Here is a 17,825-nt window from a genome sequence, read left to right on the forward strand (position 1 = left end):
TCAAGTTCAGCCCTCACCTTTCACACCAGCCAAGTTTTTACCAGGTAAAGCCCACGCCAACTCCATAACCAAGATTTTTCTTAGTATCTGCGTTGAGATGCCCTTTAAGCGTGACTCGCCCATTTTCGCTCAAGCGTGAATAACCAACAGCAATTGCATTTTTGTTTTTGTAACCTCCCGTTGCCACCGCAACCATTGATCTACCTGCCTTCACCACTTGTGGTAAAGAAGCTGAGGCGTTATTGCCTGCAATACCCGCTTCTAGCTCATCTTTAACGTGTTTAAGCTGTTTGCGAAATGCCTCGTTGCCTTCATTCACATAATTATACAACGCATGTAATTGACCGCCGTTTACCGCATCTTTACTACCCGCTGAAACTTCACCGTCCCTAAGATTGGTGATGCGTGTGCCGTTAGCACCTGCCAGCGTGATGCTCTCTTTTGTAGGGCTATCGTAAGTGGTAGCACGCTCCGTTAAATCCGCAATCGCCGTTTTATTCGTATCGACATCCCGTTGATTTGCCTTTGTTGCTACAACATCCGCCAACACATTCACCGCAGCCCTATCTGCTTTCTTGCTTAGTCCATCTACTGTTTTAGTTACTAGGTCGGCAATCGCAGTTCTATTGGCTTCAACCGCTGTTTTATCCGCTTTCTTGTCTAATCCATCTATTGTCTTGGTTACTAGGTCTGCAATTGCCGTTTTGTTAGCCTCTACATCGGTTTGATTTGCTTTTGTTGCCACGATATCTGCCAGCATATTCACCGTTGTCTGATCAGCTTTGCTGTTGAGCCCATCTGTTGTTTTAGTCACTAGGTCGGCAATCGCCGTTTTGTTGGCATCCACATCAGTTTGATTTGCTTTTTGGGCCACAACATCAGCCAGCATATCCACCGTTGCCTGATCGGCTTTCTTATCTAGCTCAGTAGCCGTTCTACTAGCCAAGTCATTAATTTGTTTGTTAATGTGAGCGTCTAACGCTTTCACAACAGATAAGTCTGCTTTGTTTTTTAGCCCGTCTGTTAGGGCTGCAATCGCCGCTTGGTTAGCCTCTACATCGGTTTTATTTGCTTTAGCCTCCACCTGTTGAGCAACGTCAGTAATTCGGTCGTTTACTTTACTCACTTCAGTGTCTACTTTTGCGTCCATCACTTTCATTATTTCAACAGATTCAATAAATGCCTCAAGAGTAGCACTTCTCAGCTTATCAAGTTCAGCCTTATCTGCTTTTTTGTTCAGCCCGTCTGTTGTATGGTTATTTAATATCGCAAATAACTGGCTACCATTCACGGCATCAGTACTGTCTGCTGCAATTCTCCCAGCTGCCACATGAGTGATTTGGCGTTCATTATTGGCTGCACCTACTGACACGGTTGAGGTTGGATTACTGCCAGCAAACGTTACGTCAGTTTCACCGATTTTTATGCCTGCTACTGGGTTGGCTAAAGTAGGGGCACTGTGATTACCTAGTACCACGTAGTTGCTGAATTTAGGATCATCAATAACAATATGATTACCGAGAGCCACAGCACCAGAGACTTTTATTGCATTATTACTACCAATAGAAATAGATCCTGATTTGTTAACAGATGAAGTGTTACCAATAACAATAATGTTTTCAGTTAAAGGATGGTATCTTATATACTCACTCTTCGCCAAATAACCTGCATGTTCTGCCTGCCTTTTTATCAAGTTATTATAAGATCCATTATCCATCCTCCCCTCAGGATGATTCACTAAATACTTAGTGTAAGCATCATTATAAGCTTTTTCTATAGCTTCTGATGTTTCTAAATCACCTACGATTGAATTATCTCCCATAATGATGGCTTTTTCAGTCGCTTTAGCTATAGCGCGATACCCTATAAGGGTAGAGTGCCCCACATGATTAACTTCAGAGTTATGACCTATGAGGGTAGAGTAAGACATATTATTAGCTTCCGAAGAATTACCCATGAAGGTAGAGTAGTACACGCTATTAGCTTGAGAATAACTACCCATGAGAGTCGAGTCAGACACATGATGAGAGCTATTGTAATTACCAATGATATTAGAACGAATTAGAGAGTAGGAATAATTGCTATTACCGATAACATTAGTAAAACTGAAACCATTGCCTGTATTGTAATGACCCATGATTCTAGAGTCGTTCGCATTTTTGAAATAAAGACCAGATCCTATGACGATAGATGTCTTCACATTATGGATATCCGCTCCACTGGCGGTATACGACGGATTAGCTATAACGGTGGAGAAGCTCACATTATTACCTTTGATCCCAGAACCCATTAAGACAATATCACTAGAGGTACCTTCACTTATTGGATTAGTAACACTTGCACCACCACAGATAACCCCTCTATAAAAATCGTCGTAATAACAGTAGTATTTAGATGTCTGACCAGGTTTTGCAGGGACTGGAAGGTCTCTACCAACATCAAACGTATCCGCCCCCCATGCTCCCCCCGTTACTCCAAGCGCGATTGCCAACAGCGATAAACGGAATGCTAGACGTCTAGGCGTGAGTGAGTGAGTGAGTGAGTGAGTGAGTGAGTGAGTGAGTGAGTGAGTGAGTGAGTGAGTGAGTGAGTGAGTGAGTGAGTGAGTGAGTGAGTTCATCATATAATCTTTTCTTTCTCTGTAAATAAAAAATGCGATTTTAATCTATTTTTTGTGCTATTAACACTAAAATTTTAACCTGTGGATGGGAATTCTAGCGATAAAGCTCAAATTAAACAAGCGGTCTTTTTCTAGCCACTATTTGCAGTTTTTTGACTAAAAAAGACCGCTTGTATCACATCTTTGAAAATAAATTAATCACTAATACACCAGCTAAAATCAGGGCGATGCCAATTAGACCAGCTAAGTCAATTTTCTGCCCAAATGCAAAATAGGCAACAATGGCTGTTAGTATGATGCCAACACCCGACCAGACCGCATAAACAATGCCAACGGGGAGCGTTCGGAAAATAATTGAGAGAAAGTAAAACGATAAGCCATAGAGTGCGAGTGAGCTTATAGTTGGTACTGCTTTAGTAAAACCGTTGCTTAATTTTAATAAGTTGGTGGCGGCAATTTCGAGACAGATTGAAATTGCCAATAAAATCCAGACGTTCATTGATTTCCTTATAAATTGTATTTGTGTTTATTTTAACATTTTTTTATTTTAAGCTATGCTATGATTTTTTATGCAAATTAGGGGGAATAAATGACTCAGGTTTATATCGTACACGGTTATACAGCAAATGCGGACAAAAATTGGTTTCCTTGGTTGGATCAAGAGCTTAAAAAATGTGGTGTGAATTGTGAAAGGTTGAATATGCCAAATTCGGACAACCCTTCGTTAGAAGGTTGGCTGAACCATCTTGCAGAAGAGGTGGAACTCAGCGATCAAACAATTTTTGTCGGACATAGTTTGGGTTGTATTTCTATTTTGAATTTTTTGGCGAAACAGCAGAAGCAAATTAAAATTAAAGGCGCCGTATTTGTTTCGGGATTTTACCAGCCTGTAGAAACTATCCCTGAACTCTCGGCTTTTACCAATTATTATACAACTTTACCAAGTCTACATAGCTTTCCAAGCTATGTGGTGAGTGCGTTAGACGATAACATCGTTCATCATAAATACAGCGATGAGTTAGCAGTGCATCTAAAAGCGGACTATATTCGCTTGAGCCAAGGTGGACATTTTCTAGACAAAGAGGGGATAACAGAATTACCAATAGTACTAGAATTGGTGAAGAAACTGATTTAGAAAAAATTGGGAGGAGAAAGCCCCTCCCATTACCATTACAGTCATTACAGTCATTACAGTCATTACAGTTTAATAAATCCATCATAAATGTGGGTTGCATCACCTGTCATATAAAGTGGGTGTCCTGTGCCTTGCCATTCAATTATTAATGAGCCTCCAGGTAAATCAACTTGTACGTTGTTATCTAACAAACCTTGCATAATGCCTACTGCGACCGCTCCACAAGCACCGCTGCCACAGGCTTGAGTTTCTCCAGCACCACGTTCATACACTCGTAGTTTAACGTGATTGCGGTTTAGTACTTGCATAAAGCTGATATTAGCTCGCTCTGGGAAACGCTGATGGCTTTCAAGTAAAGCACCTAGCTCGTTTACAGGGGCAGTTTTTACATCATCTACTTGCAATACGCAGTGTGGATTCCCCATTGACACAACACCGCATAATACCGTTTGTAAATCGGTTCTTAAAATGTAGTTTTTCTCAAATTTATTTGCAGTAAAGGGAATTTGTGCTGGCTCCCAAATTGGCTCGCCCATATTGACTCGCACTTTTTCATCATCTTGTAGGCTTAGCACCATTTTACCTTTGGCAGTGCTAACGTGAATATCTTTTTTATTAATGAGCCCTTTTAGCGTAACAAAGCGAGCAAAGCACCTTGCTCCGTTGCCACATTGCGATACTTCGCTGCCATCTGCGTTAAAAATTCGGTAATGGAAATCTAATTCTGGGTCGTAAGGTGGCTCAACTAATAATAGCTGATCAAAACCAATACCTCGATGGCGATCGGAGAGTGTACGAATCATCTCTTCAGTTAAGTAAACATTTTGAGTTACGCCATCTATCACCATAAAATCATTGCCTAAACCGTGCATTTTTGAAAATTGCATATTTTCCCTTGTTAATTAGAAATTTTATTGATTGAGATTATAGAGATTAGTTTTATTTATTGATATAGTACGCGCCGATTAATTTTAAGTAAATGACATTTAATGGAGCAAAATTTATGTCTGCTATGTTTTTTATCCAATTTGCCATCGTGTTACTGTGTATTTTAGTTGGTGCTCGCGTTGGGGGTATCGGCTTGGGCGTATTCGGTGGTTTGGGCTTGGCGATTTTATCATTCGGTTTTGGATTAAAACCTGCTGGTTTACCAATTGATGTGATGTTTATGATTATGTCTGTCGTTGCAGCAGCGGCTGCAATGCAAGCCGCTGGTGGTTTGGATTATATGATTAAAATTGCAACTCGCATTTTGCGTAAAAATCCAAAACATATTACCTTTATTGCACCGCTTGTCACTTGGACATTTACTGTACTTGCTGGAACAGGGCACGTTGCTTATTCGGTGTTGCCTGTTATTGCAGAGGTGAGTCGCCATAATGGTATTCGTCCTGAACGCCCTCTTTCAATGGCGGTGATTGCATCACAGTTTGCTATTGTGGCAAGCCCAATTGCTGCTGCGGTAGTTGCAGTGGTGGCATTTCTTGAACCACAAGGTATTCACTTAGGCGATGTATTGGGTGTAACCATTCCTTCCACGCTGCTCGGTCTGGGTTTAGCCTGCGTATTTGTGAATAAAATGGGTAAAGAGTTAAAAGATGATCCAAATTATCAACGCTTATTGCAAGATCCTGAATATGTTAAGGTAAACAATGCCGTTGTAAATCCAATTGAATTACCGCTTAAACCAACCGCTAAATTCTCTGTCGGTCTGTTCTTATTTGGTGCATTATTCGTGGTATTGATGGGGGCAATGCCATCACTTCGCCCAGTGTTTGATGGTAAACCAATGGGTATGGCACACACTATCGAAATCGTTATGCTAAGCGTGGGGGCCTTAATCATTTTATTTTGTAAACCAGATGGCAATGAAATTACCAAGGGGTCTGTTTTCCACGCTGGTATGCGTGCGGTTATTGCCATTTTCGGTATTGCGTGGTTAGGCGATACTTTAATGCAAGGTCATATGAGCGAAGTCAAATCAATGGTTTCAGGCTTAGTGGAAACGGCACCTTGGGCGTTTGCTTTCGCACTATTCGTACTTTCTGTTTTAGTAAACAGCCAAGGGGCAACGGTTGCAACCTTGTTCCCTGTGGGTATTGCCATTGGTATTCCTGCACCTGTATTGATCGGGGTATTTGTGGCAGTCAATGGCTATTTCTTTATTCCAAATTATGGTCCGATTATTGCATCAATTGACTTTGACACCACGGGCACAACTCGCATTGGTCGATTTATTTTCAACCATAGTTTTATGTTGCCTGGCTTACTGAGTATGCTTTTTAGTATTGGGTTTGGTTTATTATTCTCAAATATTCTGCTTTAAGTTCAACGAAACCTCCCGATTGGGAGGTTTCTATTTGCAATATTTTGAGTAAAAACGACCGCTTGTTGTTAAGGCGTCAGCGGCAATAAATGCTGACTGAATTATCGTTCCCTTAGTCCCTCTGAGATTGATTCCTCAAGTGGGCTCAGTAAGTAGCTCATTACACTTCTCATACCTGTTTTTATTTCAGCGGTTATTGCCATTCCTGAATTTAGCTCTATCTTCTTCCCATCTGGAGAAATAAGATTTTTTTTATCTATGCTAATTGTCGCATTAAATACTAACCCTAAATTAGGGTGTTCAATGGCATCTGGACTGATGTGCTTCACCTGACCAGTTAAATAACCATAGCGAGTATATGGGAAAGTTTCTACTTTGATAATAACGTCTTGCCCCTCATCAACAAAACCAATATCTTTATTTTGAACCTGTACTATCGCTTCTAATACATCGTCCTCTGGCACTATCACCATAAGTGTTTCCGCCGTAGTTACTACACCACCAATAGTATGAATTTTCAACTGCTGGACAGTGCCTGATGCAGGTGCTTTAATCATTGAGGCTTGTTGTCGCTGATTATTTTTTTCTAATTCAAGCTTAAGTTGTCTTTCATTTTCACTATGTTGTTTTAGTTTCTCTAAAACATCACTTTTGAAAAGTTGAGTAATCAGTTCTAGCTCTTCTTTTGCTTGAAGTAAATCGTGTTCTAATTCATTTAATTTAGAACGATACACCGCTAACTCATTTTGAGCCTCAATCACTTTATTTTCTTGCGAAAGTAATTCGTGCTTCGATAAAGACTTTTTATGGTAGAGAGCTTTAAAATCTTTTAATTTTTCTTGCTCAATACGCGTGATTCCCTCATATTTACGCACATAAGCTGATGCAGTTTGTTTTTCTGCATCTTTACGCTTATAGGCTAAGATTTTCTGGGATTTTTGTTTTTGCCACGTCGTATATTGTTCTTCAATTAAATGTTTTAGACGTAATCTATCTTCTTCAGAAGTATCTTTTAATTGTGCTATAGATAAATCAATTAATGGTAGTGACTCTTTTTCAATCGCTGTGAGTAAGGTTTTGTAACGATAATTTTCTAATTTAGCTAAGGCAAGTGATGCCATTGTTTTTTGTATATCAGCATCTGTTCCAAGTGCATTTAAATCAACTAATAGCTCCCCTTTTTCAACAAATTGCCCGTCTTGAACAAAGATATTCTCAACGATTGCATTTTCAATCGGCTTAATTTCTTTACTTCTGCCACTAAACGCAAGTTTACCTGGTGCTGTAGCTACAATTTCTACTTTTCCAATACTCGCTAATAGAATCGCTAATGCTAAAAATAACATAATTAAATATGCTATTAAGCGAGGCTTTTTTGAAACAGGCGTTTCAATCAGCTCTAAATGTGCAGGTAGAAACTCATTTTCATCTTTCTTTCTATTTGGGTGGTCTAATTCTTTACGGATTTTCCATACTTCCATCCAGATATTTTTATAGCGTAGGAAAAACTCATAAATACCACTTATCCACATTTTCATCATTCTACCTCTTAATTAAGTTGCAATTGGTGTAAGTAGTAATAAAGTCCATTGCTGTTTTGAAGTAAATCGTGGTGCTTGCCTTGTTCTACAATTTCACCTTTTTCCATCACAATAATTCTGTCTGCATTTTTTACCGTAGATAAACGATGAGCAATGATAATAACAGTACGCCCCTGACATATTTTTTGCATATTTCGCATAATAATGTGTTCAGACTCATAATCTAATGCACTGGTTGCTTCATCAAAAATCAGGATTTTAGGGTTGTTTACTAAGGCTCTGGCAATAGCGATACGCTGTCTTTGACCACCAGATAGCCCTGCACCTTGTTCACCTACAATAGTGTTATACCCTTCTCTTAATTCTGAAATGAAATCATGTGCACCCGCTAATTTTGCTGCATAAATCACTCGCTCCATTGGCATTCCAGGATCTGATAACGCAATATTTTCTCGAATACTACGATTGAGCAAGACATTATCTTGCAATACCACGCCAATTTGACGACGAAGCCAGCTCGGATCAGCTAAAGCAAGATCGTGTCCATCAATTAAAACTTGCCCATTTTCAGGAATATAAAAACGTTGTAGTAATTTTGTCAGCGTACTTTTTCCAGAGCCTGAACGTCCAACAATACCAATCACTTCGCCTTGCTGAATATCTAAACTCACATTATTTAAAATAGTTGGTGCATCTGGCTTATATTTAAAACGGATATTCTTAAATGAGATATTGCCTTGTATTTCTGGCAGAGATAACTTTCCTTGATATTGTTCAGTTGGAGAATTTAATACATCACCTAAACGATTAACAGAAATGCCAACTTGTTGGAAATCTTGCCATAGCTGTGCCAAGCGAATAACAGGGGCAATAACCTGTCCAGAAAGCATATTAAACGCAATTAATTGTCCGATACTAAGATCACCTGAAATAACAAGATGGGCACCCAGCCAGAGATTAATCACCATAACTGTTTTTTGGATAAACTGCACTCCTTGTTGCCCAATAGTTGCTAAAACGGTAACTCGGAAGCTCGAAGAAACGTAGCTTGCTAGCTGCTTGTCCCAAGTATCGGTCATTTGCGGAGAAACCGCCATTGCCTTAATCATATTAATCGCCGTAACAGATTCTACTAAAAATGCTTGATTATCGGCACTTCGGGCAAATTTTTCGTCTAAACGACGTCTTAATATAGGGCTAATAAAAATCGACCATAAAATATAACAAGGCAATGAGCAAAGAATCACAAGCGTCAGCTTAGGGCTGTAGTACCACATTACTGCAAAAAAGATGAAAGAAAATAATAGATCTAACACCGATGTTAACGCTTGACCAGTAAGGAAATTTCTAATTTGATCTAATTCTCTTACTCTCGCAATCGTATCGCCTACTCGTCGATTTTCAAAATAGGAAATGGGTAATGCTAACAGATGTCGAAATAATTTTGCCCCTAGTTCAACATCAATACGGCTAGTACTATGGGAAAAAATATAGGTGCGTAAGCCGCTTAATACAATTTCAAATATAATGACAATCGCTAAGGCAACAGTGATGATGTTTAAGGTAGAAAAACCCCGATGTACTAGCACTTTATCCATTACTACTTGGAAAAATAGCGGTGTAATTAATGCAAAAATTTGCAAAAAAATAGAAACAATTAACGTTTCTAAAAAAATTTTTCTATATTTGATTACCGCAGGAATAAACCAAGTAAAATCAAATTTAGCTAATTGACCAACTATCGAAGCCCTAGATGTTACTAAGATTAGTTTTCCTTGGTAGCAACGCTCAAATTCTTCTTGTAATAGAATTTTGGGGGCATCTTGCTCTAAATCATACGTTAAGTAGCGATTCTTATCCGTATCAACTTTTACTAATAAAAAATGTTTACCATTATCTTGCCACACCAATGCGGGTAAATTCACCAAGTGCAAACGAGAAGTTTCTTTTTTTATATTTTTCGCTTTTAATCCTAATGACTTTGCCGCTAACAACCAAGAAGTCTGGGAAAGCCCTTTACCATCTAGATCGAATTTATGTTTTATTTCTTCAGGATTAAGTGGAATATTATGGTATTGAGCCAACATATTTAGAGCATTTAAACCAAGATCATTTTGTTGATGATCAGCGTTCATATAGTCTCCTTTTACAAAAAAATAGCAACTCTATAATGTATTAAACAGTATAGAGTTGCTAAAAATTAAAGATTACGCTGCTCTAGTTAATTGAACAGACGATGAATAGTTATCTAACGTTGAAGAAGGTTGTACTAATACATTTCGAGCATCGTTAGATGAGGTGAATGCTCCTACTGCTGAAATTAATTTATTTAAGCTATTTGGAACATTTTGGCTATTTTTCAGAAGCTCATAGTCAGCAACAACTTTTGATAATTCCTCTTTATCAATCTTGCCTTTGCCTTTTTCAATAAGCTCATCAACTTGTTTAGAAGTAATTCGTTCACCATGTTGACCAATGATTTCTTCAATTTTTTCATCTTTAGTCGCTTTATAGTTATGCACCTCTTTAGCGAAATCAGATTCACGGAACCAATTTTTAATCGTCACTTTCTCTTGTTTTTGGTTAGTAATAACCAAGTGATGCTCTGCTTTTTCAAAGGTGAGATCTTTTAAGTTTGAATCTGCGAAAGACAATTTATCATTGCCCTCTGAATCTGTAATTGAATCGTTCCCATCACCTTGACGGTGAACAAAAATATCGTCGCCTTTATCGCCATGTAAAAGATCATTACCTTTACCGCCATCAATAAAGTCATCACCCTCACCACCATCGATAACGTCATCACCTCTACCACCAAATAAGCGGTCGTTACCTGCCTTACCATCAATAGTATCTACACCATCGCCACCATTAAATGCATCGTCAAATTTACTACCTTTAAACGTATCATTATGTGATGTGCCGATAATTTCTTCGATAGATTTTAAGGAATCCTTCGTGTAATAGCCTGCGTGTTGTTTATTATCACTATGTCTATATTCAATTTTCTCTTCACGGCTACCCACTAATGCAGTATGCGTTGAGGTGACTTCATGTAACGCTTTACCCGTCTCTACAAAACGATTAACCGTATATGTACCTTGCTCTACTTCTTGAGTTGCATCAATAGTCAATGCACCATAATCCCCCCTACTATAATGAACACGATCATAGCCTTCGCCACCATCAATTTCAGTAGTACCAGATCCAACAAAAACATTATCATCACCATCGCCAAGCTTAGCAATAATGGAAGTCTCTTTAGTTTTAATCACATTTTCAGCCTGATCCAATTCAATACCAATACGCTGAACCACGTTAGTTAGATCGAACGTTGAGCTTGCTTTACCATCAGTAATTCTCCAACTATCTACTCGATTAATATTAAGTTTAGTAATGTATTCATATTTACCAGTTTGTACTCGTTCACGATGCTCTGTGCCAGGTGTCAACAATGGTGTTCTGAATAAGATATGCTGGGTTTTAGCATTTCCTGTATTACTAACATCAATAATCCCATTTGCAGAATCTAGTTGCACAAGCTTATCTGCATGAATATGCTTCCCTTCCTCAAAAGCATCAACATAAGCTTTACCACTAAGCACTTTTTCACCCAAACGGCTAATACCTGCTAGGTCACCAATGTTTCTATCCCATTGTTGCTGAGTAATTGCAACAACACGTTCTGCTTGTAGCTCTTTATTTAGGCTGAGTAAGAATTCCATATTATCTTGCAATCCAGCTAGATAACGAGCGTCATAACCATTCTCAAAGTAATTTTTACCTTGGTTATTCTTCTCCCACTCCAAAATTTTATTGTGAATTTTATTAGCAACATGTTCAAACATCGCTTGTTTAGAGTATTGTAAGATAGTAGAGATAATGCCAGTAATACCCGATACAAGTAATGCAATTGGAGAAGCAACTACAGAACCCGCTGCTGCTGCAGATACACCACCTGCAATTGCAGCCAATGCCGTATTAATTGCAGTGACAGAAGCATCAATTGTACCTGTTCCACGGTGATATTCTGCCAATAAGCTATCACCCTCAAAGCCTAATTTTTTAAAACGCTCAGCATAGCTTTCTAAGCTTTTTGCATGATTAAACTTATCTGCAATGCCTGCAAATGCTAAAGGACTAATAGCAAGAGAAACCGTTGATGCAATTAACGCTGCAACAGGGCCCGTAGAAGATAATCCTGCAGCAACACGTTGAGCCAAAATATAAGATGAAACTGCTTTTGTAATATTTCCAACAACTTGGTTTACAAGCTCAAACCCTGCCCCTACTTTTCTACCTGTAGAAGCATTTTTATCTGCAAGAACCAAAGCAGCAGTCGCACCAGAAAGCAATCCTGAGATAACATCTAAACCTAGACCTACCTTACCAAAACCGCCCAGATTTTTTAGTTTATCTCCTAAACCACTTAATCCTTTAACATTTTGTAATCTTGAACCTAATTGATTAATTTGTTCTGCAAAGGAATCCAGCGTTTGAACAGAGTTTGCAATATTCTCTATTAAAGAATTCGTAAGATCTAAACCTGCTTTAGCTAAATCAAGTTCACTACCTTTTTTCTGCAATATATCGTCTAAGTCCATACCTGCTAATACAGAGCCTAAAATAGATTGGATACCTGATAATATTGTTTTTGCTTTGCCAAAGTTCTGAGCAATTCTCTCAGAAGAACCTAATGATTTTCCTATTTTATTTTTTTTAAGTAATTCATCTAGTTTAGGTGCATATAAAACAATTCCACGCTCAGTAAAACCAAGCACATGATGAATTGTTCCTAAACTTGTCTGAGCCGTTGCAATATCATTCCGCTCTTCTTTTTGCACCTCAATACCTAACTCTTCTGCAGCCTTAACCAAATCCTGCAAGCCATTACCTTGCTCTGAATCATATTGGTAATCCTTAGGAATATAAAGGATAAGTTTTTTGGCTCCTACCTGTAACGAATGCCCAGCCTGAGATAATCCGCGTTTTGTTGTAGTTGCCATATTTTTTAGACCTGCTTTGAGATTTGCTAGTTTATTACCCATTAGGGATGTCTCCTTTTATTTAATAAAAAAATTAATCTTTTAATGCATTAGCTAATTCAATTTGATATGTATCAAATAAATTTTTCGCCAATGTTCTATTCAAACCATCACCCTTGAAATAAGAAATTTTTCCTATTTTCTTGTGATTAGATTGGAAACGTATAGATCTGACTAGTGTATTATGATATTTCTGACACATTTTTTTATAAAGTAATTGGGAATGTCCAAATGGTGCAACCCAGTCAATAATCCAACGTCTATCACCAGACTTCCATTCTTCTGGTGTCAGAGACCCAATATCCTTAATATATTTCACTTCTGTATCAATATTTAAGTCTGCCCAACTACAATAAGCAATCGGCACACCATTATCAACAAGTAGCATATATTGTTCATTTTCAATTGCAGGAATAACATTCTTCGCTAATGCAGAAAGGCTCCATTCTCTATGCAAGGGAGAGTTCATCCATAACCAGGAAACCATCCCTAATAAATTAAAGTTATTTTCATTCATCATATATATTCGATTGTCATTCTAAAATGGAGCCAAATTATAACTATATACAGCTACAATACAATCGAAAAAATAGGTATTTGCTCATTTTATAACTTAATTGGGTTTTAATGATTTTTTAATAAACAGTATAGAAAATGGGATGTTTTAATTTTGTAAACAAAATAATCACAAGGTAAAAATAATGTAGCATATATTGTCTATATTTTATGAAATCAATTACCTTGATAGAAAAGAGAAAAATGGAGAGTAAAATTGACTGGTATTCAAAATAAGTGACGAATGATATAGCCGTTTACGATAAAAATGCAGTGAAGGGAGCAGGTAATTTATAGATCAAATATAACGCCTCTTTTCTTTTCACAAAAAGAGGCGTTATCTCATCACTTTATTACTTATTACTTCGACTAAGTACTAACTTCTTACCCCCAAATTCCACCGTTATCCATTTCGGTGCCGACACCTTCTCGTGAGATATCGCTATCAAATTTCCGTGCTTCTCCATTCGTTCAAACTTCCCTTTCACATCAAAATCTGACACGTCCATCTCTTGATTAAATATCAAAAATGTCCCTATCGGCGTTACCTTCACCGATTCCAATCCATCAAACTCTTTCTTGTTTAATTTGTATTTCGGCGCTTTCTTTCGCTTGTATTTCGACAGCAATGCTTCATCTGTCGCCCTTGCCACAAGCTCATTCAATCCCTTCTCTTCCTGGCTTATCTCTTTTGTCTCTTCCTTTTTCGCTGTTATATCAGCTTCTACGGCTTTTTTACTTCGCTCACCTCTTGAGCGGCTTGAATAGCTTGGGTTGGCGCTTTCTTTACCTCTTTAGACTCCGTCTCTTCAAAGATAACTTCTCCTACCTCACTTTTACTATTTGTACTATTTGTTGTATTTGTGCTATTTGTTGTATTTGTGCTATCTTCAAATATCACTTCGCTCACAAATTCCTCATTCCTTAATTTTAATGGCTCTTTGTGGCTTACCGCATTGATAAATATATTCTCACCTATACGTTCAAATTTTATCTCTAAATCAGGCACCTGTGATTCAATATTATCTAATAAATCCGATACCCTTATGAACTCTCCGCTCTTGATGCTCACTGGCTTCTTAAAGTCTATTTTGTATGTGAGATAACCCACGCCTAAACGGTTCGCCAGTAATTGTAATAAATTACCCACCTCACCTTCATACGTTAACTTTAATTTGGCTTGTTCATAACGCTTAAACTGTGCCGATTTGTCTACCTCGCCAGCAAACACATTGCTCGTGATACCATACGCTAATAACGCGCTGATGACCGCTTTTCTTAAATACTTCATCTTTAACCTCAATTCCTGTTATTTCATTTAAAAAAAGACGCTTGTAAGCAATCTTTCTCTCCTTTGATTGCTTACAAGCGGTATTATATACAGACTTCTTTGCACATCAATTAGAATTTAAATCCAACTGATGCCCCTCCGCCTACATCGCCTTTATTGCTCGCTGAGCCTATCAATTTCAGCGATACTTTACCATTATCTGATACTCTTGAATACCCCAATGCCACTGCCGTTGCCCCATTAAAGGTGCCTGTACCGACCGATAGCATACTGTCTCCTGCACCCGGTGCATTGATTAAACTTGCCGCCGCATACGCCCCAGCAATCCCTGAACTCATCCGCTTTTCTGTGCGGGCTATCTTGTTCTCTAACTGATTCACTTGCCCCCCTAACGCATTCATCCCTCGGGTGAATTGCCCCATATTAACCGCATCGGTCTCCGATACCCCCTCTGCCACATTGGTGATTCGGCGTGTAACATTGGCATTACCTACCGAGAATTCATTGTCGCTCATCGCCACCGAACCAGCGCCTACTGCAACGCTATTGCTGCCTTTCGCGACACTATTAGCACCGATTGCAACACTCTCCGTACCCTCTGCCTTCGCACTATTGCCTGTGCTATTTACAGAAACATATTTCGTATTTTGAGCCGCTGCATTTAACGCCGTTTTCACATTATTCGTCGTCTTCTTCTGCCCTTTCTCGTAGTAGTCGTATTCCGCTGTCAGTAAACCATCTGTCGTCACCGTCGCACCTAATATCTCTGCCACACGGGTTAACTTAACATTGACCTTCTCAGCTTCACCATCTAACTGACCTTTGTTGACGGCGTCATTTTTCGCTAAACCGTCTGATACCTGCGTGATTCGTCGCGTTAACTCTAGCTCCGCATTACCCACTGCAAATTCGTTCTCTCCCAATGCCTTTGAGTTTGAGCCTACCGCAACGCTGTTTCTGCCTAATGCCTCGCTATTACCCCCCATCGCTACGCTCTCTTCTCCCGTCGCCTTTGAACCTTGCTCCGCATTCGTCTTCGCATTAAAGTGCTTGCTATTTTCCGATATGCCTGACAACGCCGATTTGACATCATTTACTGTCTTCTTCTCGCCTCCTTGGTAGTAGTTGTATTCCACCTCTACCAACCCGTCTGCGGTTACACTCGCACCTAGCACCTTCGCAAGATTGGTGACCTTCGTCTCCACTTTTCCCACCTCTGATGCTACTTTGTCGTTCACTTTTACAAGTTCAGTATCCACTTTTTCATTTATAGACACCACTTCTTGAGATACGCTATCAATACGAGTATTTACTTTGCCCACTTCTGTGTCTACTTTTGCATCCATCTCCTGCATTATTTTAACCACACCAGCAAATGCCTCATCAGTAGCTCCTCTCAGCTGATTAAGTTGTGAGGTATTTGCGGCAATTGCCTTTTTGTTTGCCTCTACATCAGTTTGATTAGCTTTCGTTGCTACTATATCCGCCAGCACGTTCACCGTGGTCTGATCGGCTTTCTTATCTAGCTCAGCAGCCGTTCTACTCGCTAAGTCATTGATTTGTCTGTTTATATGAGCATCTAGATCTTTCACAACTGATAGGTCGGCTTTGTCTTTTAGTCCATCTGTTGTATGGTTATTTAATATCGCAAATAACTGGCTACCATTAACGGCATCCGTACTGTCTGCTGCAATTCTACCTGCTGCTACATAAGTGATTTGGCGTTCATTATTGGCTGCACCTACAGATACTGTTGAGGCTGGGTTACCACCTGCAAACGTTACGTCAGTTTCACCCATTTTCATACCTGCTACTGGAGCAGCTAAAGCAGGGACACTGCCTGTTCCTAATACTACGGATTGATGAAATTTTTCATCATCAATAACAATACCATTACCAAGAGCCACTGCATCTGGGGCTTTTATTGTATTTCCACTACCAATAGAAATGACTCCTGATTTGTTGGCAAATGAATTATTACCGATGAGAATACTGTTTTCAGTTAAAATTGGGTTATCTATATACTTAAACCTCTCAGAATTGCCTGCTTTTTTAGCCTCTACTTCTGCTTGTGTTTTTGTTAAGTCATTATAATCTCCATTATCCATCTTACCTTCAGGATGATCGGCTAAATACTTATCATAAGCCTCCTTATAAGCTATATCATAAACCTTTTGTATAGCTAATGATGTCTCTGAATCACCTACAGCCGAATTAGATCCCATAATGATGGAATTTTTAGTCGCTGCTGCTCTCGTTTTATAGCCAATAACGGTAGAGTAATACGCACTGGTGGCTGTAGATTCATAACCGATGACAGGAGAAAAAAGCACATTGACAGCTTTAATTCCAGAACCCATTATGGGAGAACCATTTACATCTTGAGCTTTAATTCTAGCCCCCATGATAGGAGAGAAGCTTACATCGTCGGTGTCATTCCTATAACCAATGACAGTAGAGTAATTCACATGGTTGGAGTTATTCACATGCCCCATGACAGTGGAAGCAAACACATTATTGGCATTACTCGAATGCCCAATAATTTCAGAACTCTTCACATTATCGACCTTAGTGTAAGCACCCATAACAGTAGATTCACGCACATTGTTAGCACGAGCAAGATGACCAATGACAGCAGAGAAAGACACATCATTGGCTGTAATGCTATCACCAATGAAGGCTGACGCTAGCACATCGTTAGCCTTATTCCAAGGTCCCATAATGGCAGAACTCCCCACATTATTGGTTCTAGTTTGAGAACCCATAATCGTAGAGTACTTCACATCGCTAGCCGTAATAGTAGAACCCATGATGGAAGAGAAAAGTGCATTGTCAGCTTTATTGATATAACCTATGACGGTAGAGTGATTCATATCGTTAGCACTATTGCTATAACCGATGACGTTAGAGGCAAGTAGATTGTCGACTTTAGTACCATAACCGATCATGGTAGATTGACTCACATTTTTAGCATTGGCGTTATCGCCTATAAGGGTAGAGTAATTCACACCGTTAGCTTTAGTGTTATACCCCATGAAGGTAGAATAGTGCACATTGTTGGCGTTATTCCAATAACCCATAATGGTGGAATGGTACACATCGCTAGCTTTAGTTTTATGGCCCATGACTATAGCGTAATTACGGATGTTTGATTGGCCTGTAACATCTACCCCGCCACAGATAACCGTTAAAGCATCTTCATCGTAATAACAGTAGTATTTAGATTTCTGACCAGATGTTACAGGTGCTGGAAGTGCGTTTCCATCAATAATCCGAGTACTCTCCGCCCAAGCTCCTCCTGTTACTCCAAGT

12 protein-coding genes are annotated in these 17,825 nt (G+C 39.1%); 2 read left to right on the plus strand and 10 right to left on the minus strand.

Features of this window, described 5'->3' with window-relative positions; genetic code table 11:
- Positions 1–37: 37 nt before the first annotated feature.
- Positions 38–2,623, minus strand: coding sequence for a YadA-like family protein (locus HV560_RS01265; RefSeq protein WP_176811985.1), 2,586 nt, complete (start codon positions 2,621–2,623; stop codon positions 38–40).
- Positions 2,624–2,795: 172 nt separating this feature from the next.
- Positions 2,796–3,119, minus strand: coding sequence for a DMT family transporter (locus tag HV560_RS01270; protein WP_159628651.1), 324 nt, complete (start codon positions 3,117–3,119; stop codon positions 2,796–2,798).
- Positions 3,120–3,209: 90 nt separating this feature from the next.
- Here HV560_RS01270 and HV560_RS01275 point away from each other — a divergent pair, with 90 nt between their 5' ends.
- Positions 3,210–3,755 (plus strand): RBBP9/YdeN family alpha/beta hydrolase, encoded by a 546-nt coding sequence (locus HV560_RS01275; protein WP_159628652.1) that lies wholly within the window; start codon positions 3,210–3,212, stop codon positions 3,753–3,755.
- Positions 3,756–3,817: 62 nt separating this feature from the next.
- Here the strand turns inward: HV560_RS01275 and dapF are convergent, their stop codons facing one another.
- On the minus strand, positions 3,818–4,642 hold the full coding sequence (gene dapF, locus HV560_RS01280) for a diaminopimelate epimerase (protein ID WP_176807681.1): 825 nt from the start codon (positions 4,640–4,642) through the stop codon (positions 3,818–3,820).
- A gap of 116 nt (positions 4,643–4,758) precedes the next feature.
- On the opposite strand from dapF, the gene HV560_RS01285 reads away from it, so the two are divergent.
- On the plus strand, positions 4,759–6,081 hold the full coding sequence (locus HV560_RS01285; protein WP_176809528.1) for an anaerobic C4-dicarboxylate transporter: 1,323 nt from the start codon (positions 4,759–4,761) through the stop codon (positions 6,079–6,081).
- A gap of 101 nt (positions 6,082–6,182) precedes the next feature.
- Here HV560_RS01285 and HV560_RS01290 read toward each other — a convergent pair whose 3' ends face one another.
- From HV560_RS01290 to HV560_RS01320, 7 genes are all read right to left on the minus strand, one after another.
- Positions 6,183–7,619: an HlyD family type I secretion periplasmic adaptor subunit gene (locus HV560_RS01290; RefSeq protein WP_176812815.1), complete on the minus strand. Its 1,437-nt coding sequence runs from the start codon at positions 7,617–7,619 to the stop codon at positions 6,183–6,185.
- An 11-nt stretch (positions 7,620–7,630) separates the two neighbouring features.
- Entirely contained in the window at positions 7,631–9,757 is a 2,127-nt protein-coding gene (locus HV560_RS01295; protein WP_176811986.1) for a type I secretion system permease/ATPase, read from the minus strand.
- 72 nt (positions 9,758–9,829) lie between these two features.
- On the minus strand, positions 9,830–12,670 hold the full coding sequence (locus HV560_RS01300) for an RTX family hemolysin (RefSeq protein ID WP_176807684.1): 2,841 nt from the start codon (positions 12,668–12,670) through the stop codon (positions 9,830–9,832).
- 31 nt (positions 12,671–12,701) lie between these two features.
- Positions 12,702–13,187: a toxin-activating lysine-acyltransferase gene (locus HV560_RS01305; RefSeq protein WP_192919068.1), complete on the minus strand. Its 486-nt coding sequence runs from the start codon at positions 13,185–13,187 to the stop codon at positions 12,702–12,704.
- Between the two features lie 388 nt (positions 13,188–13,575).
- Positions 13,576–13,887, minus strand: a complete 312-nt coding sequence (locus HV560_RS01310; RefSeq protein WP_176811987.1) for a hypothetical protein — start codon at positions 13,885–13,887, stop codon at positions 13,576–13,578.
- 59 nt (positions 13,888–13,946) lie between these two features.
- Positions 13,947–14,513, minus strand: coding sequence for a hypothetical protein (locus tag HV560_RS01315; RefSeq protein ID WP_176811988.1), 567 nt, complete (start codon positions 14,511–14,513; stop codon positions 13,947–13,949).
- Between the two features lie 110 nt (positions 14,514–14,623).
- Entirely contained in the window at positions 14,624–17,638 is a 3,015-nt protein-coding gene (locus HV560_RS01320) for a YadA-like family protein (protein WP_176811989.1), read from the minus strand.
- Between the last annotated feature and the right edge of the window lie 187 nt (positions 17,639–17,825).

Source organism: Mannheimia pernigra, from assembly GCF_013377995.1.
Classification (GTDB): domain Bacteria; phylum Pseudomonadota; class Gammaproteobacteria; order Enterobacterales; family Pasteurellaceae; genus Mannheimia; species Mannheimia pernigra.

Coding starts and splice junctions, on each gene's coding strand:
- HV560_RS01265 (WP_176811985.1), bottom strand. CDS start 2,623: ATGATGAACTCACTCACTCACTCACTCACTCACTCACTCACTCACTCA.
- HV560_RS01305 (WP_192919068.1), bottom strand. CDS start 13,187: ATGATGAATGAAAATAACTTTAATTTATTAGGGATGGTTTCCTGGTTA.
- HV560_RS01300 (WP_176807684.1), bottom strand. CDS start 12,670: ATGGGTAATAAACTAGCAAATCTCAAAGCAGGTCTAAAAAATATGGCA.
- dapF (WP_176807681.1), bottom strand. CDS start 4,642: ATGCAATTTTCAAAAATGCACGGTTTAGGCAATGATTTTATGGTGATA.
- HV560_RS01295 (WP_176811986.1), bottom strand. CDS start 9,757: ATGAACGCTGATCATCAACAAAATGATCTTGGTTTAAATGCTCTAAAT.
- HV560_RS01315 (WP_176811988.1), bottom strand. CDS start 14,513: ATGAAGTATTTAAGAAAAGCGGTCATCAGCGCGTTATTAGCGTATGGT.
- HV560_RS01290 (WP_176812815.1), bottom strand. CDS start 7,619: ATGAAAATGTGGATAAGTGGTATTTATGAGTTTTTCCTACGCTATAAA.
- HV560_RS01270 (WP_159628651.1), bottom strand. CDS start 3,119: ATGAACGTCTGGATTTTATTGGCAATTTCAATCTGTCTCGAAATTGCC.
- HV560_RS01285 (WP_176809528.1), top strand. CDS start 4,759: ATGTCTGCTATGTTTTTTATCCAATTTGCCATCGTGTTACTGTGTATT.
- HV560_RS01275 (WP_159628652.1), top strand. CDS start 3,210: ATGACTCAGGTTTATATCGTACACGGTTATACAGCAAATGCGGACAAA.
- HV560_RS01320 (WP_176811989.1), bottom strand. CDS start 17,638: ATGGGCCATAAAACTAAAGCTAGCGATGTGTACCATTCCACCATTATG.